Here is a 21111-nt window from a genome sequence, read left to right on the forward strand (position 1 = left end):
TCACACTTCTCCTTGAAGCGATAAACGCGAATCGGAGACGACATAAAAAAACCGCGATCCTAAAAAGGTCGCGGTTTTTTATTGTTCGGAGGTTCGTGCTTTTGAATAGGAATGAAAAGGTTGAATCTGTTCGCTAGCCCTAGCCCGGATGCAAGCGGAAAGCCTTTTGATAAAAAAGGATGGTTTTTGCGCTGTGGTTCGGGCGACCAAAGGAAGCCCAGAAGCACCGCTGCAAAACCTCATTTTGTGAGAAAGCTTGCAGCGGGCAGCCGGATTGGCTTCTTATTTTGAATTGTAGACTTTAAGCGCTTCCTTGAGGATTTCTACCGAGCGCACCAAGTCTTTTTTCTTGAGTACGTAAGCGATGCGCACTTCGTCCTGGCCTGCGCCCGGAGTAGAGTAGAAGCCTGCCGCAGGAGCGACCATGACCGTTTCTCCGTTGTGGTCGAAAGATTCGAGTAACCATTGGGCGAAATCGTCGGCGTTGGCGACCGGAAGCTTCGCGATACAATAGAACGCACCTTTTGGTTTGGCCACGGTGACGCCTTCGATCTTGCTGAGTTCCTCGACAAGGATGTTGCGTCTCTTAAGGTACTCGGCGCTGACTTCATCGAAATAGCTTTTTGGCGTATCGAGTGCGGCCTCGCTCGCGATTTGTGCGAAAGTCGGCGGACTGAGGCGTGCCTGGGCAAATTTCATCGCAGCAGCCATGACTTGCTTGTTTTTGGATACGATGCATCCGATGCGCGCACCGCACATGCTGTAACGCTTGGACACCGAATCGATCATGATGGCGTATTCCTCAAGCCCCGGAATGTTCATTACGGAATAATGCGTGCCGCCGTCGTATACGAATTCGCGGTATACCTCGTCGGCAATCAGGAACAGGTCGTGTTTTTTGACGAGTTCGGCCAATTGCTGCATTTCTTCTTTTGAGTATAAATAACCTGTTGGATTTCCAGGATTGCAGATAAGGATCGCCTTGGTTTTAGGCGTGATCAGTTTTTCGAAATCGGCGATAGGAGGCAACGCGAAACCGGTCTCGATTCCTGAAATCACGGGAACGACCTTAACGCCCGAAGCCGTCGAAAATCCGTTATAGTTGGCGTAAAAAGGCTCCGGAATGATGATTTCGTCTCCTTGATCCATTGTGGTTCCCATGGCAAACAACAACGCTTCGGATCCGCCGGTAGTGATGATGATGTCTTCTGTATTGATCGGCAAACCGTGGGTGGTGTAGTACGCCGCGAGTTTTTTGCGATAGCTTTCGAAACCCGCCGAATGGCTGTATTCGAGTACTTCCATATCGACTTTTCGGATGGCCTCGAGAGCGACATCAGGCGTCTTGATATCGGGTTGTCCGATGTTGAGATGATATACTTTATGGCCTTTCTTTTTGGCGGCTTCGGAGTACGGCACCAATTTGCGGATCGGCGACTCGGGCATCTGTTGTCCTTTGTTTGAAATTTTTGGCATGGGAACTGGATTTTGAAGTGCAAATTTGCAATTTTTTTTGCAAGTTTCGGGCATGAAATTTTGTGGGAATATGGTGATTCTGAATTTTTGCCTTGATAAATTAGTAACTTTATAAAAAAAGTTGAATGAAGCGACTGCTGCTCCTTTTACTGGTACTTTTATCGTTCGATAGTTCGTATCCGCAAGGGAACTTCCAATTCGTCAAAAAAAAGGGCAAGACGGTCATTCCTTTCCGGTTCATCAACAATCTCATCATCATTCCGGTAAAGCTAAACGGGGTTCCGCTAAATTTCCTTTTGGATACGGGCGTCGAGGAAACCATACTTTTCAGTCTTGATGAGACCGAGGAAATCCTGTTCGAGAATGTGGAAAAGATCAAACTCAAAGGATTGGGCAGCCAAGAGTTCATTGAAGGTTTGAAATCGACCAAAAACAAACTTGAATTCGAGGACATGTACGACAACAATCACATGATTTACATCGTGCTCGACCAGGAGTTCAATTTTTCTTCGCACATCGGGATTCCGGTAAACGGGATTATCGGATACCAATTCTTCAAGAACAATATCGTCGAGATCAATTACGATCGCAAAAGGATCACGATTTATCACGACATAGACAAGGCCAGGACGAAATTTTCGAAAAAGTTGACAGCGTGTCCCATATCGATAGAACTTCGCAAACCGTATGTAGTAGCTTCGGTGGAACAACAGCAAGGACCTTTCGACGCCAAGTTGCTCATCGATACTGGGAGTAGTGACGCGGTTTGGCTTTTTGATGAGAAATCTGATAAAGTCACGTTGCCGCCCAAGTATTTCCAAGACTTTTTAGGAAGAGGTTTCAGTGGGGAGATTTACGGAAAACGCGGACGATTGAGTCGTTTTACGCTTTCAGGATTCAAATTCGAGGAACCCATTGCGGCATTTCCAGATTCTACTTCAATACGAAACGTCAATCTGGTCAAAGACAGGCTCGGGTCTGTGGGAGGTGAAATACTCAAGCGGTTTACAATGGTGTTCGACTATCAGAAAAGTCAGATTTTCCTTAAAAAAGGACAGGCTTATTACAACGATTTTCATTACAACATGAGCGGACTCGAAATACAGCACGGTGGTTTGCAATGGATAAAAGAAACGGTCGAGATGAACACTACGCTAAAAGGCGATGAATACGATGGAAACTTCAACAAAAGGATGAGCGATTTCCACTATCGCTTCGATTTGAAACCGATGTATACCGTTACGAGTGTCAGGCCCGGATCACCAGCCGAAGAAGCAGGTCTGCTCAAAGATGATATGCTTATTTCGATTAACGGAAGATTAGCTTATCGATATACGCTTCAGGAAATAATAGACTTGTTGCGTTCAGAACCCGACAAAGAAATCCTGATGCAGATCGAAAGAGCAGGCGTCAAGCGAAACGTGAATTTCAGGCTTCGCAAAATGCTATAAAAAAAGCCTCTCGATTGAAAGGCTTGATTTTTTTATTGGAACATCGGGCTCGTCTTTTTCTTTTCAAGAAGATTTTCCTCTTTCTTGACGATGACTTCCCCTTTTATCTTGAGCGCGATGCGGCCTTGGTCGTAGTTGGTCGCGTTCGATTCTACGGTAATCGTTTTTCGTATCGGACCCGGATTCATGTTGTACTTCACATCGATTTTCCCTGTTTTACCGGGCATGATCGGTTCTGTCGGTTTTGAAGGAACCGTACAGCCGCAAGTCGATTTTACATCGGTGATGATAAGTGGCGCGTCTCCGGTGTTCTTGAACTCGAAAGTACGCAGGCCGCTGTCGGTTTCTTTGGATACGGTACCGAAATCGACCGTGTTGTCTTTGTTCATGAATTCAATTTTCGCTCCGTGTTGCGCCAAAGCCGTTGCATTAATGGCGGCAAGAGCCAGCAAAAAGAAGAATTTTTTCATGGGTAAGTGAATTTGGTTCGTAAAAATAAAGCGTTTTAACTTCTGCACAAATTATTACTTCTTAATTTTTTAAAAGGCCGTGGAATGGTTACTTTTGTGCCTCGCCGGTAAAATCAACAACCGCGCCAGTTTTAATTTGTTTACGCACTGATATTTATGGCAATCCCGTCGCAATTTGAGCCCGCAGGTATAGAGAAGAAATGGTACGACTTCTGGATGGAAAACAATTATTTCCATTCTGAGCCCGACCACAGGACACCTTACACCATCGTCATCCCGCCACCGAACGTGACCGGTGTGCTGCACATGGGCCACATGCTCAACAATACGATTCAGGACGTACTGATCAGACGCGCCCGTTTGAAAGGCCTTAACGCGTGTTGGGTTCCCGGAACCGATCACGCTTCTATCGCCACCGAAGCTAAAGTGGTTGCGAAACTCAAAGCCGAAGGGATCAATAAAGCCGATTTGACGCGGGAGGAATTCCTCAAACACGCCTGGGAGTGGACCGACAAATACGGAGGCGTTATCCTGGACCAGCTAAAAAAACTTGGTGCTTCCTGCGATTGGGAGCGCACCAAATTTACGATGGATCCCGATATGTCGGCGTCGGTCATCAAGTCGTTCGTCGATTTGTACAACAAAGGCATGATCTATCGCGGTTTCCGAATGGTGAACTGGGATCCCGAAGCCAAGACCACGCTTTCAGATGAAGAAGTCATTTACGAAGAACAACAGGGAAAATTGTATTTCCTTAAATATAAGATTGAAGGTTCTGAGGAATTCATAACCATCGCGACCACGCGTCCCGAAACGATTTTGGGCGATACCGCGGTGTGTATCAATCCTAACGACGAACGTTACACGCACTTAAAAGGCAAAAAAGTCGTAGTTCCGATCGCTAATCGTGTGATTCCGATCATCGAAGACGATTATGTCGATATGGAATTCGGAACGGGCTGTCTGAAAGTGACGCCTGCCCACGATGTGAACGACAAGGCTTTGGGCGAAAAACACAACCTCGAGATCATCGACATCTTCAACGAGGATGCGACTTTGAATTCGTACGGATTGCATTACGCCGGAAAAGACCGTTTCGTAGTGCGTGACGAAATCGCCAAAGAACTCGAAAGCCTCGGAAATTTAGCCAAAGTAGAAACGCATTTGAACAAAGTCGGCACTTCCGAAAGGACGAAAGCCGTCATCGAGCCGCGTCTTTCCGACCAATGGTTTTTGCGTATGGACGAACTCGTGAAACCAGCGCTAAAGGCTGTTTTGGAAACCGAGGAAATCAAATTGTATCCGAAGCGTTTCGACAATACCTATCGTCATTGGCTCGAAAACATACGCGACTGGAACATTTCGCGCCAGCTTTGGTGGGGACAACAAATCCCGGCTTATTTCTACGGAGACGGAAAAGAGGATTTCGTGGTTGCGGAAACCAAAGAACAAGCGCTCGAATTGGCAAAAGCGAAAAATCCGTCAATAACTGCCGAGACCTTGCGTCAGGACGCCGATGCGCTCGATACCTGGTTCTCTTCGTGGTTGTGGCCGATTGCGGTTTTCGGGGGCATTCTGGATCCTGAAAACAAAGATTTCAAATACTATTATCCGACGAATGATCTTGTGACCGGACCGGACATTTTGTTCTTCTGGGTTGCGCGTATGATTTTCGCCGGATACGAATACACGGGCAAAAAACCATTCAACAACGTATACCTGACCGGACTTGTGCGCGACAAGCAAAGACGCAAGATGTCCAAATCACTAGGGAATTCACCCGATCCGCTCGATCTGATCGAAAAGTTCGGTGCCGACGGAGTTCGCGTGGGATTGCTTTTGAGTGCTTCTGCCGGTAACGACATCTTGTTCGACGAAGAATTGTGCGCCAACGGACGTTCGTTCGCACACAAAATATGGAACGCTTTCCGTTTGATCAAAGGTTGGGAAGTTGACGACAGCTTACCGGTTCCCGAAGCTTCGGCAAAAGCCGCGGATTGGTTCAACGCCAAATTGCAGCAAACGCTGGTCGAAATCGAAGACCATTTCGAGAAATACCGTATTTCTGATGCGTTGATGTCGATCTATAAGCTCGTTTGGGACGATTTCTGTTCGTGGTTTCTCGAGATGATCAAACCGGGCTACCAACAGCCGATAGACGGGAAAACTTTCGCGGCCGCGATCGAAGCGCTCGAAAACGTATTGCGTCTGTTGCATCCGTTTATGCCGTTTCTGACCGAGGAAATCTGGCAATATATCGCGGAAAGAAGTACAAAAGAGGCGTTGATCGTGAACCATTGGCCGACACAAAAAAACTTCGATGCGACTTTGATTTCGGATTTTGAATTCGCTTCGGATGTGATTTCGGGTATACGGACGATCCGCAAGGATAAGAACATTTCGTTCCGCGATGCGATAAACCTGAAAGTGGTCAACAAAGAAAACGCTTCCAAAGGCTTTGATTCGATTATCGCCAAACTTGGCAACGTCGAGGCTTTGGAATATGTAAACGATAAAGTGGATGGAGCGTTGTCGTTCCGCGTCAAGTCGAACGAATATTTCATCCCGGTTACGGGTAATGTCGATATCGCTGCCGAAATCGCAAAACTCAACGAAGAGCTCAATTACACGAAAGGTTTCCTGAAATCGGTTCAGGCCAAACTTTCGAACGAGAAATTCGTGGCTGGCGCGCCAGAGGCCGTAATCGCTAACGAGCGCAAAAAAGAAGCCGACGCTTTGGCGAAGATCATGACAATTGAACAAAGTCTTGCTTCATTGAAATAAAACAGGTTATTGAACAAAGTAAGGGAATTAGGAGCGCGCGTTCTTAATTCCCTTGTTATTTACAAATGACAACGATTCAATTTTAACCGAATCGGAATCGTCCAATAAAAAAAGCCCTGGTTTCCCAAGGCTTTATTTTTTGATGGCGTTTTCGTATCGTTCCGAGACTTTATCCCAATTCACGATGTTGAAAAAGTTCGCGATGTATTTTTTGCGTCTGAATTGGTAACCCAGATAATATGCGTGTTCCCAAACATCCAATGCCAAAATCGGCGTGCCTTTTACGGGCATTCCCGGCATTAACGGATTGTCTTGGTTCGGGGTAGAGATCACTTGAAGTTTTCCCGCTTTATCGGTCACGAGCCAAGCCCATCCCGATCCGAACTGTCTTTCGGCCACGTCTTCGAATTTCGTCTTGAATAAGTCGAACGATCCGAAATCGCGCTTTATGGCGGCTGCCAACGTATCTTTCGGCTCACTTTCGCCTTTTGCCTTCAGCGTTTCGAAATACAGCGTATGGTTGTAATATCCACCAAGGTTATTGCGCAGATCTGCATCGCTCATGTTGAGTTTCCTGAAGATTTCCTCAATGGGTAATTTGGCGAATTCGGTACTGTCGATGAGTCGGTTCAGATTGTTGGTATATGTGAGATAATGGCGGCCGTAATGCATTTCCATCGTCATCGCATCGAGGTTCGGCGCCAATGCATCGTATTGGAACGGCAGTTTGTACATTTCGAACGCTCCGGCATCGGCCGAAACATCTTCGGGTTTTCCGATGGTCATTTTTTCCTCGGCAGCAGGCAAAGGCACTTCTACGACTTCGGTCAGTTTCTTTTGTTGGCAGGAGAACAAGACCGCGGAAAAGCATAGGAGCAGGGCTGTCTTCTTCATTTTATTTTTTTTGCAGTGATTCCACCAATTCGATATAGAGTCGTTTGGCTTCGTCCGAATCCATGTTGCGGATTTGCATCCACGCATTGGTCTTGAACGCATTCCTCAAGTCAAAACCGCTGTTGAGATTCGTCGGCTGCCCGATCGAGCCTTGCTTGTAATAGGCATACAAACGCAATTGTGTGTCCTGCGGCAAATCGGCCTGAGACATTTGGGAAGCAGTTTCGAAAGCTTCCTGAAAGCGTTTATCCAAATCTGTTTCAGACATTCTTCGAAGCGATGATGGTTTTGTTTCCGATGGCTTTCTGGCCGAGTTTGACATCGATTTTGGTTCCTATCGGAAGATAGATGTCGACACGCGACCCGAATTTGATGAAACCGGCGTCGTTGCCTTGAACGACCTGCATGCCTTCCTGTGCGTAATTTACGATGCGTTTGGCAAGCGCTCCGGCAATCTGGCGATACAACACTTCGCCGAAAATGCGGTTCTCGATCACGACCGTGGTGCGTTCGTTTTCGGTACTCGCCTTCGGATGCCATGCCACAAGGTATTTCCCGGGATGGTATTTGCTGAATTTCACTTTTCCGTTAACCGGATAACGCGTCACGTGAACGTTTACTGGCGACATGAAAATCGACACCTGCAAGCGTTGGTCCTTGAAATATTCGCCTTCGTACACTTCTTCAATAACTACGACTTTACCGTCGACCGGAGCCGTCACGATAGTGTCGTCGGGATTGTGAAAACGCTTCGGATTGCGGAAAAACTGCAAAATCATGATCAGGAAAAACAACCCGATGAGCATGACGGTCATGCGCAACCATTCGACGTCGATGAATTTATCGGCTGCCAAAAGCAGAAATACGAATAGTGTGGTCGAGATAAGGATTATTTTTCCGCCTTCCTTATGAAACATAGTGTACGATTTGGTAAAACAAAAATACGAATGGTGTTACAAATATAATACTATCGAGCCGATCGAGGATGCCTCCGTGGCCCGGCATTATGCGTCCGGAGTCTTTTACGCCCGCCATCCTTTTGAATTTGGATTCGACAAGATCGCCCAAAGTGCCTAGATAACTGGCGATTGTGGCGATGACAAGCCAAAATGCCAACGGTTCTTTGGTAAGCCAAATCGATATCGGAATCGCGAATAAAAGTGCGAAAATCCATCCGCCGATAAAGCCTTCGATAGTTTTTTTAGGGGAAACGCGCTCCAATAGCTTGTGTTTTCCGAAGCCTTTACCGATCAGGAAGGCGAATGTATCGTTGGCCCAAATCAGCACAAAAACCGAAATGATGATTTCCGGTCGGAAAACGCCGTTTACAGAAGGCAGTTTGGTGATGAACACGATTGGAAGTACCACGTATCCGATCAGGAAAACATATTTGGACAACCTGTCAAGTCTTGGCGGACGTTGCGAAAACAGGAAAAACAATAAACTGACCGACACGAAAAGCGTCAGTCCCAGCAATGAGGATTGCGTTATATCGGAAAGCGGCCACGTAGCGAACAGCACATATAAAACGGCCGAAATTACGATTGGAAATGTTTTGGGCAAATTGACGAGTTCGCAAAATTCCGAAACGGCGATCAGCAAAAAGATGCCGAATAAAATCGTAAAGCTTACCGGAAATAAGGCGCAACCGACCAAAACCAGGATATAAACCGCTCCCGAAAGCGTTCTGGTGAGGGTTTCGTTCATACTAGAGGTCTTCTAAAAGCAACAGGTAGAGGTTTTTGGGCGCGCTACCGTATTGAAGGAAATCTTCCTCCTTGGCTTTTTCGAAATATTTGATGGTCGTGATATTGGTAGGGTAGTCTTTCTCGTACTTTTTCTTGATAGCGCGCAAACCGTCGCTTTTCGATTCAAGAATTTGGCTAGTAGTGGCCAGGATCACGATATTTATAGGTAAATCGTTTGGTTTGTTCTGTTTGATTTGCTTCGACGAAAAAAGTACCGAGCCTTCGTCGGCGACCAAATTTTCGCAAGAAGCCAAAAGGAATTTAGGGCCTTCGCCGCCTTCGTGCTTTACGTTGTTGTCGTCGAGCATGCTGAACAGTTTCTGCTCGTAGCACATGGCTTCCGATTCGAACCAATCGTTTTCTTCAAGGATGTTCTCGAATTGTTCGTGAACCTCGTCGAGATTTTCGCAATAGATGAATTTGCCCCCGTTTTTTTTGAAATTGTAAGTGAAAAGCTCATCTACAGGCATATTCGGTTGTGCCTGCGGACGGTATTCGCTTTCTTTTTCTTCACCAGATCCGGGTTCATTTCCCGCACCAAAAAATTTTCTGAAGAGACTCATATAAGATCTGAGGTTGCCTTTTGGTTCGAATTCATCCAAAGATAAAAAAATCTTAATTCAAAAAGTTTTCGAATTAAGATTTTTGTAAAAATGCGGTATATCGTTACAGAGTTGTTTCCTCTTGTAAATTTTTGTCAAACGGACGTTTTCCGAAGATATTCTCGAGGTCGTCCTTGAAAATCACCTCTTTCTCGATCAGGATGTCGGCCAATTGGAACAACTTCTGCTTGTTTTCCTGCAGAATCTCTATAGCTCTCTGGTACTGACTTTCGATAAGCAACGATATTTCTTTGTCGATTACAAGCGCTGTTTCCTCTGAATACGGTTTAGAAAAATTGTACTCTGATTGCCCCGATGAATCATAATAGGTGACATTTCCAAGCTTGTCGTTCAAGCCGTAAATCGTTACCATCGCACGCGCCTGCTTGGTCACTTTTTCAAGGTCGGACAAAGCGCCTGTCGAGATTTTGTCGAACGTTACTTTTTCGGCAGCGCGTCCGCCCATTGTGGCGCACATTTCGTCGAGCATTTGGTCAGGACGGACAATAAGCCTTTCTTCAGGAAGATACCAGGCCGCGCCGAGACTTTGCCCTCGTGGTACGATCGTTACTTTTACCAAAGGAGCCGCGTGCTCAAGCATCCAACTTACGGTAGCGTGACCGGCTTCGTGGATCGCGATGGCGCGTTTTTCTTCGGGCGTGATGATTTTGTTCTTTTTCTCCAACCCGCCTACGATTCGGTCTACGGCATCAAGGAAATCCTGCTTGTCTACAGCCGATTTGTTTTTACGGGCAGCAATCAAAGCCGCCTCGTTACAAACATTTGCGATGTCGGCACCCGAGAAACCTGGTGTTTGTTTTGCAAGGAAATCGGTATCGAGGTGCTCCACTTTTTTAAGCGGCGCAAGGTGAACTTCGAAAATTTCTTTTCTTTCGCGGATATCCGGAAGGTCTACGAAAATCTGACGATCGAAACGTCCGGCGCGCATCAAAGCTTTGTCAAGCACGTCGGCGCGGTTCGTGGCCGCAAGAACGATTACGTGTGAATTTGTTCCGAAACCGTCCATTTCGGTAAGCAATTGGTTCAAGGTGTTCTCGCGTTCGTCGTTAGATCCCGAGAAGTTGTTCTTGCCACGCGCACGTCCGACGGCATCGATCTCGTCGATAAAAATAATCGAAGGCGATTTTTCTTTGGCTTGCTTGAACAAATCACGAACACGCGAAGCTCCGACACCTACGAACATTTCTACGAAATCGGAACCGGAAAGTGAGAAAAACGGCACTCTCGCTTCGCCTGCAACGGCTTTGGCCAGAAGCGTCTTACCCGTTCCCGGAGGTCCGACAAGCAATGCGCCTTTCGGTATCTTACCGCCGAGACTCGTATATTTTTCGGGATTCTTGAGGAATTCCACGATTTCCTGTATCTCTTCTTTTGCGCCTTCAAGTCCGGCAACGTCTTTAAACGTGGTCTTGATGTCATTCTTTTCGTCGAAAAGACGCGCTTTCGATTTCCCGATGTTGAAAATCTGTCCGCCGCCTCCAGGCCCGCCGGCCGACATGCGTCTCATGATGAAAATCCAGATGGCCACGATGACCAGAACCGGAAGAAGCGTCAGGAAAATATCGGTCCAATTGCTTTTGTCCTGAAACGAAAAGTCGCGCAATTTGTGCTTGGCTACGGCATCTTCAAGTTTTTTCTGGAAAATCTCGTCGTTACCGATGTCGAACGTATAATGCGGCCCTTTGTTCGGACGTTTAAGCAAATCCTGCGACACGTCTTTGTGTACAGGGTCTTTCAAAGCGTCGTTGCGAAGGAAAACTTCTCCTTGCGTCTTGTTGAAGATCACGACTTTATCGACCTGTCCTTTTTCAAGATAAGTATCGAATTTCGGAAGGCTGATTTTCACCGGTTCTTGGAAAGCCGAGTCTCCGGTCATGATGCTGATGAAAAGGAATATGAGCGCAACCGCACCATAAACGACCCACGGGTTGATCCGCATCTTTGGGTTCGGGGTATTATTGTCTTTAGCCATTTAGCGTAATGGAATTAATATTTGTTTTCGATGCTTGTGATCTTCGCGTCTCCCCACAAGCTTTCGATGTCGTAGTACTCGCGTATGTGCTTCTGGAAAACATGCACGACGATATGGACGAAATCCATAAGCACCCATTCGCCGTTTTCAGTTCCTTCGACATGCCACGGTTTTTCGTGAATTTCCTTGGAGACCGTTTTTTGTACCGAATTGACAATGGCATTGACCTGGGTGTTCGAATTTCCGTTGCAGATAACGAAATAATCGCATGCTGAGTTGTCTATTTCCCTAAGGTCCAGAATGTCGATATCGTTGCCTTTTACATCTTCTATACCTTTGATGATCAATGATAGCAAGATATCGTTATTATTAGTCTTTTTCGCCATTTAACAATTTTATATAAGTTCGCAAAGTTACCATTTTTTGTCTTTAATTTTGACACTTAACAAAAGATTAAACCAAGATTTCAAACGGTTCGCATGCATTTAATCAAACTCGATGCCATCGGCTCCACGAACGATTATTTAAAAGATTTGAGCAAGACTCAAAACCTATCCGATTTCACTGTCGTCACTGCCGAAATCCAAACTTCGGGTCGCGGGCAAAGAGGTACGGTCTGGAATTCTGAACCAGGTAAAAACTTGACAATGAGTGTGTTTGTTCGTGTATCGATGAACGATGCATCGGAATTGTTCGCCTTGAATGCGTTGGTCGCCCTTTCTGTTCTCGAAACGTTGAACGCATCGAAAATTCCCGGATTGTCGCTCAAATGGCCAAACGACATTATGTCAGGTCGCAAAAAAATTGGCGGGATACTGATTGAAAACAATGTCAAAACGGCCACGGAATTCGATTCTGTCATCGGCATCGGTCTCAATGTCAACCAAACCGCTTTTGACGGATTGCCGAACGCCTCGTCGCTTTTTGTCGTTTCGGGCCAAACTTTCGACAAGGAAACGCTTTGTCTGCAAATTGTGGATCGAATCCGTGAGCGACTGGATCTGTTCAAATCGACTCCCGACGAAATCTGGGAAACCTACAACCGATCGCTTTTCCGCAAAGGAATCCCGACGGCTTTTAAAGACACTTCCGACAAGCAGTTCATGGGAATTATCACCGAAGCCGCACGCGACGGCCAATTGAAAATCATGCTCGAGGACGATTCCGTGCGCTCGTTCGGACTCAAGGAAGTCACGATGCTTTTTTAGAGCGAAAAGGCTTCTCCCAAATAGAACTTGATCAATGCATTGTTGAACAGCAATTCGTAGCGCGATTGGATCAAGGTGGCCTGTGCCTTGTTGTAATTCATTTTGGTCAAACTCCACTCGTTGATGTTGATTTTTCCGAGCTCGAATTTCAAATCGTCGGCTCCGAGGCTTTTCTGCGTGAATTCGAACGCCAAAGCCGATGCATCGCGTTTTTTGATCGAAGTCCGCGTATCGGTAATGGCTTTCATGACTTCTTTCGACAGTCTGTTTTCTTCAAGTTTTGAAAAAATCTGTGCCTGCTTCCATTCGAGTTTTGCGGTTTTTACTTCGGCCCACGTCTGGAATCGGCTAAAAATCGGGATGGTGATGAAAAATCGGATGGCCGTGTTCGCATTTCCGCTGATCTGTTCGTGCGTCGGGATCATGTCTTCGGTACTGCTGAAATTCGTGCGCCAGAACATACGCCCCGTGATGACCGGAAAACGCAGGCTTCTTGCCAATGAAAGTTCGGTACGCGCGCGATCGGTCTCGAGCTGGCTTTTGCGGAAGGCCGGATGTCGATTTACGGCCGTCTTGGTCAAATCATACTGCTGTTGATCCAGATTCGTGAGCGGATTGATTTCCAGATCGGGTTTTGACAACGCGATTTCGGTATCGATCGCAAGGTTCATCAACTGTTTGATGCTGATGAGATTGTCGGTAAGATTGTTCTGGTTGGTAATCAAAGTAAGTTCTTCCGAAGCTTTCTGTGCTTTGATCTTGAAGACTTCGCTTTCCGAAACCGAACCGTTGTCGAATTTGAGTTGAGCCAATTCGATTTGTTTTTCACTCGATTTGATCTGCAGTTTGTTCGCCTCGATGATTTCCTGCAGATACAGGATCGTAATGTAACGTTGGGCCAGATCGATCGTGATGTCGTTTTTGATCCTTTCAACATTAATCTTGCTGATTTGCCGGTCCTGTTTTTCGGCCTTGATGTTTTTCCAGACCGCGAATCCGGCGAAAAGATTGAAGTTGGCGTTGAGCGTGCCTTCGTTCGTGTGCAAAGCCTCATCTACGAACAAGTTGGTGTCGGAATCAATCTCTTTTCCCCAAGAATTCCGATTGTCGCCCGTGGCCGTGATTTCGGGAAGTAACTTGCCATAACTGGCTTTATATTGGGTAAGCGCGACCTGTTCGCCCAAAAGTCCGTGCTGTAGCGCGAGGTTGTTGGCCATGGTGCGTTCGAGGCAATCGGCAAACGTAAGGAATTCCACTTTCGGGGTTTCCTGGGCAGTCGAGATGCAAAAGAAAAGCAGCACAAAGATTTGGGGTAATCGCTTGCTCATGTCAGTTTACGGCGTTGTCGATTTTGTTGAACAGTTTTTTGGTGATGTAGCGGAAAAGCCTCATGCGTTCGATGATCACTTCGCCTTTCAATCTATAACCCGCTTTGAGGTTGATGTTCGGGTTGTACTTCTGGATATGCGCCAAACAATAAAACGTACGGTCCACATCCGACGGGGAAACATAGGTGATGTTGCCCTTGATCGCGCCGTATCGGTAGTAATTGTACGCATCGAGCTTGAGGTTGATTTCCTGTCCTTCCTTTACATACGCCAGATCCTGCTCGTCGAGCGTGACCTTCGCGTAGAATTTTTCATGGCTTGGCGCGACGATGGTAAGCAATTCGCCTTTGTTGACGATCTGTAAATCCTGACGCGAATTGTACAGGTTCGAAATCGTACCGTCGACCGGAGCCGTGATGATCATTTTGTTGAGCTCGTCCGAAATGTAAGTAAGGTTCGATTGTCCGTTCTTGATCAGGTTCTGCAATTCGATGATGTCGCGTCTGTAATTCTGTATTTGGTTGTCGACGTCGATGATACTGCGTTTGAGATCGTTTTTCGTACGGCTGTAATTGTTCGACAGATTCTCGAAATCGTAATTCTTGACCGTATGGGTCGATTTGATGTCGAGCTGGCCTTTCTTGTCGTCGAGGTTGCGGTTTTTGGTCTCGGTCATCTCATATCGCGAGATCGCACCTTTTGCGTACAGAAGCGAATCGGTCTTGAACTTGTCCGACAAAATCGAATGCTGTTGTGTAGATACGTTGATCTTGTTGTTCAAAAGCGCGATTTCCTGAGCCGTTTTCTTGCGGTCGGTCTTGTAGATGCGCGATTGAATGCCGAGCAGTTGTACGAGTGATTGTTTGCGCGCCTCGGTGTTCGCGATCAATTGTTCGATGATCTTGATTTTATTGGTCATTGCGGCCACGTCGGCGTTGAGCACGTCGAAATCCGATTTCGTCTTTTTGTTCTCGAGCACGAAAAGCGTGTCGCCTTTCTTGACTTTCTGGCCTTCCTTGACCAAAACCTGCACGACGCGCACCTCGTTCGGTGCATTGATCTTCATTTGGGGCGTATCCGAAAAGATCTGGCCTTCCTTGAAACTCACCGTGTCGTTTATGCTGAGCACCAAAACCAACACGATCGCGATAAGCACGAATCCAACGAGCAGGCGGTTCAATATCTTGATGAAATTGATCGCGCGGGTGTTATAGTACATTGAGTTCTCCATCTTTCAATACGTTGAGTTCTCCGTCTTTGATTTTGTATCGTTTGGTAAAATTGATGTTGTGGATCGGTTCGTGCGAAATGATGATGTACGTCTTTTCGTCGGCATCTTCCTCGATTAGCCTTTCCACATTGTTGCGCGATTCCTGATCCATGCCAGAAAGCACTTCGTCGAGGATGATGAATTCGGCGGTCGAGAAAATCGCACGCAGCAACAAAATCTTCTTGCGCTGGCCCGTCGACAAATTCTTTCCGTTTTCGCTGATCATGAACTCGAGGCCGTCTTCTTTTCCGGCGATAAAATCGTAGAAGTTGATCAGGCGCGCCTTGTCTATGATTTCGGCGATCGGGATGTGTTTTCCGAGCGCGATGTTATTGTAGATTGTGTCGTTGAACAAAATGTCTTCGTTGGTCACAAGCAAAATCTTGTCGCGCATCTTTTCCTCGTCATAGAATTTCTTGTCGCGCGAGTTGATCAGGATGTGGCCCGAATTCGGATGGTAAAGCGTCGTCAGAATCTTGCTGAAAGTCGATTTTCCCGATCCGTTCTGGCCTTCAATCTTGATCTTTTCGCCAATACGGATTTTAAGGTTGATGTCCTTCAAGACCAATTCATTGGGCACATAGCCGTAATTGAGGTTCTTGAATTCGATTTTATGGATGCTGAAATCCTCAATGCCTTTGTTGTTCGAAACCTTTGTCTTTTCGTCGAAATCCAGATAACGTTTGAGGATTACCTCGTTTTCCTGAAGGTTCATGTTGTCGTCGAGAATCCCTTTCAAGGACGAGAAGATTTTAGAGGACAACGCGATAAACGTAACGATTTGTCCAAGTGTGATCAATTGGGTAGTGATCGCCGATTTGGTAAGCATCACGATGATCAGCACCGAGGCCAGCACGATGATCACGGCCACGACGATCTTGTTGACCAGGTCGACGAATCCGTTCCTGAGCTGGATTTTGAGGTAATCGTTGACGCTCGTAAAGATCTTGTCAGAATGGAAACGCTCGATCTTAAAGCTCTTGATGACTTGAAGCCCGTCTACTTTTTCCATCATCTTAGAAAGGAAATCGGCCTTTCTCATATAACGCATGCGCTCGTTCTGCTTGAGATATGGCGTGATGAATTTGAACCAAAGCACAAAAACCACCATTACGGCCACGACGACCATAGTCAGTTTCGCATCGATAAAAAACAAGATGCCAAGCGAATAGATCGACACGCAAATGTCTACGAGCATTCCCGTAAAGAACTTCATGAAGAAACTCTTGAGTTTGAGCGAGTCGCTCACGCGTTCCATGAGGTCGCCTTTCTTGAACGTCTGGATATAGCTCAAAGACGAATTGTTGATTTTTTCGTCGAACGAAGCCAAAAAGTGACGATCGAGGATGTTGCCCAAATGCATGGAAACGAAATTCTTGTAGATCGTCGTCCCCAAATCGAACAGCTTATAGATTCCCAATCCGATAGCAAAAAGCACGAGCGTATTGATGTTGTACGTCGGCAAAACCTCGTCGATCAGGATTTGGTTCGTAAACACGGCAATCTGGGCAGTCGTGGCCGAAAACAAAGCCGCGAAAATGTAGATATACCACAATTTCCGGTGTTCGCCCAATTGTTTGAAAAGCTGCCAGTACAGGCTCTTTTTCTCTTCTTCGGGATAATCGGCGACGATCGGCGGCTGTTCGGACGCTTTTGCCGTAAGGATCATAGGAGAGTTGTTGCGCAACTTTCCCTTGTCGTACTGAAGCGTCTTGAAATTGTGAGGAACACTCGAAATATCCTGGTTTTTGAGCAGGTCGTAAAGAAAGTGCTTTTCGGCTATGGAATCCTTGAACCCGAAGTTTTCCTTAAGGTATTTGAAATACGTAAGCTTGTTGAAAAGCGTAGCGTGGCCGTTTTCCTCGATAGCCGAGGCGACATTTACTTTATACTCGGCCAAATCCTGCGAACAGATCGAAAGGATCTTGTCTTCGGTCTCGGCCAAATCCCAATGGTTTTTGTTGAAGTGCGCCAGTTTCTTGATTTCCTGGAGGCTCAAATAGTACTCGCGTCCTTTCGTAGGGTCGAAAATCCGGACTTTTTTGCCTTTTAATCCGCCGGCGACCACATAATGGAGTCCTTTTTTGTTTTGGATCGGAAGGATGAACGGCAGCATCGCCTCGAGTTTTTCCAAATCCTGCTGGACTGAATTCACGTCGAGCAACCTGAATTTGGTCTCGAAGCCGTGCTTGTCGAGGAAATCCTTAAGGTCGGCAATGCGCGAGCCTTTCTCCTCGAGAGGAAGCGACTGCTCGATGTATTTGCGCGAGATGCTTTTTCCGCTAAGATTGAACAACGTCTTTACGGCACTGATGCCGCAATCGTTGCTTTTCAGTTGAGGATCTGTCGTAGGCATGGAATTTGGGTTTTCTGATGCGTTCCGTGTTCAAATTGAGCGATTTGCCCATTTGTTAAGACAATATTAAATTATTGTTATCGGCCTACAGAAAAAACTCTGTGAGTTGCAATAAAACTCGTTGAAAAGACAATTGCGGAAAATTCAAAAAAAAATCTCCCATTCAGGAGATCGCTGTTAAATTCTTAAGGTTTGCTTAATTAACAGGAAAATATAACGTGAAAACGGCACCTGAGTCTGGTGTTCCTTCAGCCTTGATAAAGCCCGAATGCGTCTGCATGATTTTCTTGCACAGCGCGAGTCCGACGCCCGAACCTTTGTATTCCGCTTGCGGATGTAGACGCGTAAAGATATTGAAGATGTTTTCAGAGAATTGCTGTTCGAATCCGATGCCGTTATCCGAAATGCGGATCACCTCGAACAAAGCGTCGCGATCGGTTGGAGAAACATTCGGTTCGCGACCCTGGTAATCTACTAGTATTTCGGACGCTGTATCGTCTTTGCTGTATTTGAGCGAGTTCGAAATAAGATTCGAGAACAATTGCTTGAGCAGGAAAGCCACGCCATTGATTTCGGGCAAACCGTTTACTTTGACGATCGCCATCTTTTCGGTGACGGCTTCTTTGAGTTCTTCCACGGTTTGCTGCACGAGGTTTTCAAGTTTCACCTTTTCGAAAATTGCTTTCGTATGTTGGATGCGCGTGTATTTGAGAATGTCGACAAGCAACGCCTGCATACGGCTCGCCGATTGGTTCATACGTAGGATGGCATCGATCACATCGGGCGAAATATCGTTTTCCTTAGACAAAAGCCTCGAAGCGATAAGCTGGATTTTGCGCAACGGTTCCTGAAGATCGTGCGTACTGATCCAGTTGATGTTCTCGAGTTCCGAATTCGTTTCTTTAAGGATTTGGTTGAGCTCGAGATTGCGTCGGCTTTCTTCTGTAAGCAGGATAAGCGCCATCTGACGTTGGAGCGAATGGGCGTAGTTGGCCGCCGAATTGAGCTCGGGTGTCGACCACGGTTTGCTTTGGTATTTGACGAATTCCCGCCACAATTCGAACGATTTTCGCGGGAACAACCCTTTTTCGTCCTTGACGATCGCTTTTGCAGGATCGCCTGCCCAATTGACTTCGGCTATAGTTTCGGGTCTGTACCAGATCACACAGTTGTCCGCATCCAAACCCAGCGAATGATAGACGATGCCAGGCACTTTCTGGCACAATTCCTTGTGGTCGTGCAAATGGCCCAATAATTTATCGGTGTGCAATTGTCCGGCGTTGGTGTAGTTGAAAAGCCAGTCAGAGAGCATGAGGATTTCGTCATGTTCCGGAACCGATCCGCTTGTGAATATCTCATTGCCGAATTTTATCGAAACGCCGCCCGCATTACAAATCTCGAGCAATTCATTACAAGCGATGACTTGTTCGAAAGACTCCGATTTTGGCGACAAATGCAATGCGTTGAGTTTTTCGAGTGCGGCATTGGTCTTACGCGAAACCTCATATTCTTCATTCGATTGGCGCACATCGATCTGCGATGTCAGGAAATTTCCCTGCAATTGGGCCGCCAAACGGATTTCGGGTGTGAGGTTTTTGGGCGAATAATGGTGGCAAGCGATCAATCCCCACAATTTCTTCTGATGGATCAACGAAATCGTAAGCGTCGCCCCGACTCCCATATTCTGAAGGTATTGGATGTGGATAGGCGAGGTGCTCCTCAAGATCGAATGGCTCAAATCGAGGTTCTTTCCGTGCGTGTCGTCTATCGTATAAATCGGGACGGGTTTGTAGCCGATGTCGGCTATCAATCGAAGCAAATTCTTCAGATAAAGTTCGCGCGCCTGCACCGGAATATCGGTATGCGGATAATGCAACCCCAAAAACGGCTCGAATTTCTCATCGCGGCTTTCGGCAAAGACCTCTCCGTTATAATCCTTATCGAAACGATACACCATGACACGGTCGTATCCGGTGATTTCACGCGTACCGTCGGCGACAAGCTGGCACAATTCCTTTAGCGTATGGGTTTCGTTCATATACGCGAGGAATTGCGAAGTCTGGTCGTAAATGCTAGAAAGCGGAGCGGAAACGTGGGTCAGCGGTTCGGCCTCGAGAATATAATGCGCCCCGCTGATGTGGATCGTGCAATTGAAATTCCGTCCGAAAAGCTCGAGTTTCAAAGGAGCCGTGACCAAAGCATGCGAGATGTATTCCTTAAACAGATGTTCGCGTTCATCTCCGAAAGCAGTGGCAAACGTGCGCCCCAACAATTCTGTATGGGAGATTCCGATATAATCCGAAGTGTTCGCGCTGCAGAAATCGATCAGCCAGGTTCCGGTTTTCAAGCCCAGCAAAAAACCATGCGGTTGGATGCTGCCCGGAATATGAATGGGTTCGTGCTCACAATTGGTGAGGTTCACGATTTCCCGATTCAATATGTCACGTATTTTCATCTAATCGCTCAAATGTTCATGGATGGCCGCAAACGCGAAATTCGCACCCGCTATAACGTCTTTTTCACACGAGTTTTGGGTTGCGTACTGCGTCAATTGTTCCAAAAAAGTTTTCCACATGCTTCCGGTTTTGTTTCCGTAACCCGCAAAATATGTGGCTCCGGAATTTTCGTCGAAACCCAGTGTTTGCTGTATGTTTTTAAGGATGAAACGTCCGCCGAGCGTAGAACCTTCCACGACATAAGCGATTCCGAGGCTCAATGGAACGGTCAGATCGGCTTGGATGAACGGATCGTTTGTATTTTCCGATGGTTCGAATCCGATAGTGTGTAAATCGCGTTTCAAATGATCGGCTTTTTTCCTGTGGTCGATATCCGAAATGACATCAGAAATCAAAGGATGCACATTTCGTTCAAGGCTTGAAACGACATCGTGCATAAGGCGCAGGTAACGGCCATAATCAGAAGTCGTCACGTCACGGCTCAGAATCGCGGCCGATACGGGAAGTTGTTCCAGTTTTTTGTGTGCGATCGACGTTTCGTTTCTAAGCGCTTCAACGAAAGAAGCGGGATGGATCGTTTCTGTCATAAATCAGGCGGCGTATACGAAATTGTCCGATGTGGTCTTGAATTTCGACCAGTCGATTTTTATCGCGTGCTCGATAGATTTCTTGAGATTCGGGAAACTCGATGATTTCTGCACGAAGAAATTCGCGCCCAATCGCAAGCTCGTCTCGATGATCACCTGGTCGTTCGAAGTGGTGAACATGACAATGGGCAACTGTTCGCGACTTTCGGTTTTGCGCACGTGTTGCAACACATCGAATCCCGTGAGGCCGGGCATGTTGACGTCGAGGAATACCAAATGCGGCGTAGGCGGCGGATTGTCGAGAATGTCGATCAGTTCTTTTCCGTTGCTAAGTGTAACCAATTCAACGGATTGGTCTATACTCTGGGTCGCTTCCCTGAAAAATTCCAAATCTTCGGGATCGTCGTCTGTATAGAAAATGGTAAAATTTGAATCGGTTTTCATAATGCTGTTGTTGTAAGCGATAACTACAAATATAACCAAATACC

The 21111-nt window shown here is 46.6% G+C and carries 18 protein-coding genes; 3 read left to right on the top strand and 15 right to left on the bottom strand.

The features are described 5' to 3' along the window. Positions 1-282: 282 nt before the first annotated feature. The gene (locus HZF10_RS14540) at positions 283-1476 is read right to left on the bottom strand and encodes a pyridoxal phosphate-dependent aminotransferase (RefSeq protein WP_176006954.1); all 1194 of its coding nucleotides are present in this window, start codon (positions 1474-1476) and stop codon (positions 283-285) included. A 125-nt stretch (positions 1477-1601) separates the two neighbouring features. Between HZF10_RS14540 and HZF10_RS14545 the strand changes: the two genes are divergently transcribed. Further along, complete coding sequence (locus tag HZF10_RS14545) at positions 1602-2927, top strand: PDZ domain-containing protein (protein WP_176006955.1); 1326 nt, start codon at positions 1602-1604, stop codon at positions 2925-2927. Positions 2928-2959: 32 nt separating this feature from the next. On the opposite strand, the gene HZF10_RS14550 is transcribed toward HZF10_RS14545, so the two are convergent. Then, the gene (locus tag HZF10_RS14550; protein WP_176006956.1) at positions 2960-3397 is read right to left on the bottom strand and encodes a DUF1573 domain-containing protein; all 438 of its coding nucleotides are present in this window, start codon (positions 3395-3397) and stop codon (positions 2960-2962) included. 156 nt (positions 3398-3553) lie between these two features. On the opposite strand from HZF10_RS14550, the gene HZF10_RS14555 reads away from it, so the two are divergent. After that, entirely contained in the window at positions 3554-6181 is a 2628-nt protein-coding gene (locus tag HZF10_RS14555; RefSeq protein ID WP_176006957.1) for a valine--tRNA ligase, read from the top strand. Between the two features lie 132 nt (positions 6182-6313). Here HZF10_RS14555 and HZF10_RS14560 read toward each other — a convergent pair whose 3' ends face one another. The 7 genes from HZF10_RS14560 to rsfS all read right to left on the bottom strand — a co-directional run bounded on the left by HZF10_RS14560 (position 6314) and on the right by rsfS (position 11804). Continuing rightward, positions 6314-7075: a superoxide dismutase gene (locus tag HZF10_RS14560; RefSeq protein WP_176006958.1), complete on the bottom strand. Its 762-nt coding sequence runs from the start codon at positions 7073-7075 to the stop codon at positions 6314-6316. Position 7076: 1 nt separating this feature from the next. Further along, a complete protein-coding gene (locus HZF10_RS14565) occupies positions 7077-7343 on the bottom strand; it encodes an acyl-CoA-binding protein (protein ID WP_176006959.1) in 267 nt (88 codons plus the stop codon). Continuing rightward, positions 7336-7992 (bottom strand): phosphatidylserine decarboxylase family protein, encoded by a 657-nt coding sequence (locus tag HZF10_RS14570; protein ID WP_176006960.1) that lies wholly within the window; start codon positions 7990-7992, stop codon positions 7336-7338. The genes HZF10_RS14565 and HZF10_RS14570 overlap by 8 nt, the downstream gene beginning before the upstream one ends. Continuing rightward, positions 7982-8782 carry a phosphatidate cytidylyltransferase gene (locus HZF10_RS14575; protein ID WP_176006961.1) on the bottom strand — a complete coding sequence of 267 codons (801 nt, stop codon included), beginning with the start codon at positions 8780-8782 and terminating at the stop codon, positions 7982-7984. The genes HZF10_RS14570 and HZF10_RS14575 overlap by 11 nt, the downstream gene beginning before the upstream one ends. Before the next feature lies 1 nt (position 8783). Further along, positions 8784-9386 carry a lactate utilization protein B/C gene (locus HZF10_RS14580; protein ID WP_176006962.1) on the bottom strand — a complete coding sequence of 201 codons (603 nt, stop codon included), beginning with the start codon at positions 9384-9386 and terminating at the stop codon, positions 8784-8786. A 103-nt stretch (positions 9387-9489) separates the two neighbouring features. Then, a complete protein-coding gene (gene ftsH, locus HZF10_RS14585) occupies positions 9490-11418 on the bottom strand; it encodes an ATP-dependent zinc metalloprotease FtsH (protein ID WP_176006963.1) in 1929 nt (642 codons plus the stop codon). 14 nt (positions 11419-11432) lie between these two features. Further along, positions 11433-11804 carry a ribosome silencing factor gene (gene rsfS, locus HZF10_RS14590; RefSeq protein WP_176006964.1) on the bottom strand — a complete coding sequence of 124 codons (372 nt, stop codon included), beginning with the start codon at positions 11802-11804 and terminating at the stop codon, positions 11433-11435. Between the two features lie 93 nt (positions 11805-11897). On the opposite strand from rsfS, the gene HZF10_RS14595 reads away from it, so the two are divergent. Further along, the gene (locus HZF10_RS14595) at positions 11898-12626 is read left to right on the top strand and encodes a biotin--[acetyl-CoA-carboxylase] ligase (RefSeq protein WP_176006965.1); all 729 of its coding nucleotides are present in this window, start codon (positions 11898-11900) and stop codon (positions 12624-12626) included. Here the strand turns inward: HZF10_RS14595 and HZF10_RS14600 are convergent. From HZF10_RS14600 to HZF10_RS14625, 6 genes are all read right to left on the bottom strand, one after another. Beyond that, entirely contained in the window at positions 12623-13954 is a 1332-nt protein-coding gene (locus tag HZF10_RS14600; RefSeq protein WP_176006966.1) for a TolC family protein, read from the bottom strand. The two genes, HZF10_RS14595 and HZF10_RS14600, sit on opposite strands and share 4 nt — an antisense overlap. A gap of 1 nt (position 13955) precedes the next feature. Further along, the gene (locus HZF10_RS14605; protein WP_176006967.1) at positions 13956-15173 is read right to left on the bottom strand and encodes a beta-barrel domain-containing protein; all 1218 of its coding nucleotides are present in this window, start codon (positions 15171-15173) and stop codon (positions 13956-13958) included. Beyond that, on the bottom strand, positions 15163-17580 hold the full coding sequence (locus HZF10_RS14610) for an ATP-binding cassette domain-containing protein (protein WP_176006968.1): 2418 nt from the start codon (positions 17578-17580) through the stop codon (positions 15163-15165). Before HZF10_RS14610 ends, HZF10_RS14605 begins: the two co-directional genes overlap by 11 nt. A 196-nt stretch (positions 17581-17776) precedes the next feature. Continuing rightward, on the bottom strand, positions 17777-20035 hold the full coding sequence (locus HZF10_RS14615) for an ATP-binding protein (protein ID WP_176006969.1): 2259 nt from the start codon (positions 20033-20035) through the stop codon (positions 17777-17779). Then, positions 20036-20623: a biliverdin-producing heme oxygenase gene (locus HZF10_RS14620; RefSeq protein WP_176006970.1), complete on the bottom strand. Its 588-nt coding sequence runs from the start codon at positions 20621-20623 to the stop codon at positions 20036-20038. Between the two features lie 3 nt (positions 20624-20626). Continuing rightward, a complete protein-coding gene (locus HZF10_RS14625; RefSeq protein ID WP_176006971.1) occupies positions 20627-21067 on the bottom strand; it encodes a response regulator in 441 nt (146 codons plus the stop codon). Positions 21068-21111 lie beyond the last annotated feature (44 nt).

Origin of the sequence: Flavobacterium agri (assembly GCF_013401995.1) — a bacterium.
Classification (GTDB): Bacteria; Bacteroidota; Bacteroidia; order Flavobacteriales; family Flavobacteriaceae; genus Flavobacterium; species Flavobacterium agri.

Bases quoted from the DNA above. Each gene is read 5' to 3' on its own strand.
- HZF10_RS14540 (WP_176006954.1), bottom strand. From the start codon at position 1,476: ATGCCAAAAATTTCAAACAAAGGACAACAGATGCCCGAGTCGCCGATC.
- HZF10_RS14545 (WP_176006955.1), top strand. From the start codon at position 1,602: ATGAAGCGACTGCTGCTCCTTTTACTGGTACTTTTATCGTTCGATAGT.
- HZF10_RS14550 (WP_176006956.1), bottom strand. From the start codon at position 3,397: ATGAAAAAATTCTTCTTTTTGCTGGCTCTTGCCGCCATTAATGCAACG.
- HZF10_RS14555 (WP_176006957.1), top strand. From the start codon at position 3,554: ATGGCAATCCCGTCGCAATTTGAGCCCGCAGGTATAGAGAAGAAATGG.
- HZF10_RS14560 (WP_176006958.1), bottom strand. From the start codon at position 7,075: ATGAAGAAGACAGCCCTGCTCCTATGCTTTTCCGCGGTCTTGTTCTCC.
- HZF10_RS14565 (WP_176006959.1), bottom strand. From the start codon at position 7,343: ATGTCTGAAACAGATTTGGATAAACGCTTTCAGGAAGCTTTCGAAACT.
- HZF10_RS14570 (WP_176006960.1), bottom strand. From the start codon at position 7,992: ATGTTTCATAAGGAAGGCGGAAAAATAATCCTTATCTCGACCACACTA.
- HZF10_RS14575 (WP_176006961.1), bottom strand. From the start codon at position 8,782: ATGAACGAAACCCTCACCAGAACGCTTTCGGGAGCGGTTTATATCCTG.
- HZF10_RS14580 (WP_176006962.1), bottom strand. From the start codon at position 9,386: ATGAGTCTCTTCAGAAAATTTTTTGGTGCGGGAAATGAACCCGGATCT.
- ftsH (WP_176006963.1), bottom strand. From the start codon at position 11,418: ATGGCTAAAGACAATAATACCCCGAACCCAAAGATGCGGATCAACCCG.
- rsfS (WP_176006964.1), bottom strand. From the start codon at position 11,804: ATGGCGAAAAAGACTAATAATAACGATATCTTGCTATCATTGATCATC.
- HZF10_RS14595 (WP_176006965.1), top strand. From the start codon at position 11,898: ATGCATTTAATCAAACTCGATGCCATCGGCTCCACGAACGATTATTTA.
- HZF10_RS14600 (WP_176006966.1), bottom strand. From the start codon at position 13,954: ATGAGCAAGCGATTACCCCAAATCTTTGTGCTGCTTTTCTTTTGCATC.
- HZF10_RS14605 (WP_176006967.1), bottom strand. From the start codon at position 15,173: ATGTACTATAACACCCGCGCGATCAATTTCATCAAGATATTGAACCGC.
- HZF10_RS14610 (WP_176006968.1), bottom strand. From the start codon at position 17,580: ATGCCTACGACAGATCCTCAACTGAAAAGCAACGATTGCGGCATCAGT.
- HZF10_RS14615 (WP_176006969.1), bottom strand. From the start codon at position 20,035: ATGAAAATACGTGACATATTGAATCGGGAAATCGTGAACCTCACCAAT.
- HZF10_RS14620 (WP_176006970.1), bottom strand. From the start codon at position 20,623: ATGACAGAAACGATCCATCCCGCTTCTTTCGTTGAAGCGCTTAGAAAC.
- HZF10_RS14625 (WP_176006971.1), bottom strand. From the start codon at position 21,067: ATGAAAACCGATTCAAATTTTACCATTTTCTATACAGACGACGATCCC.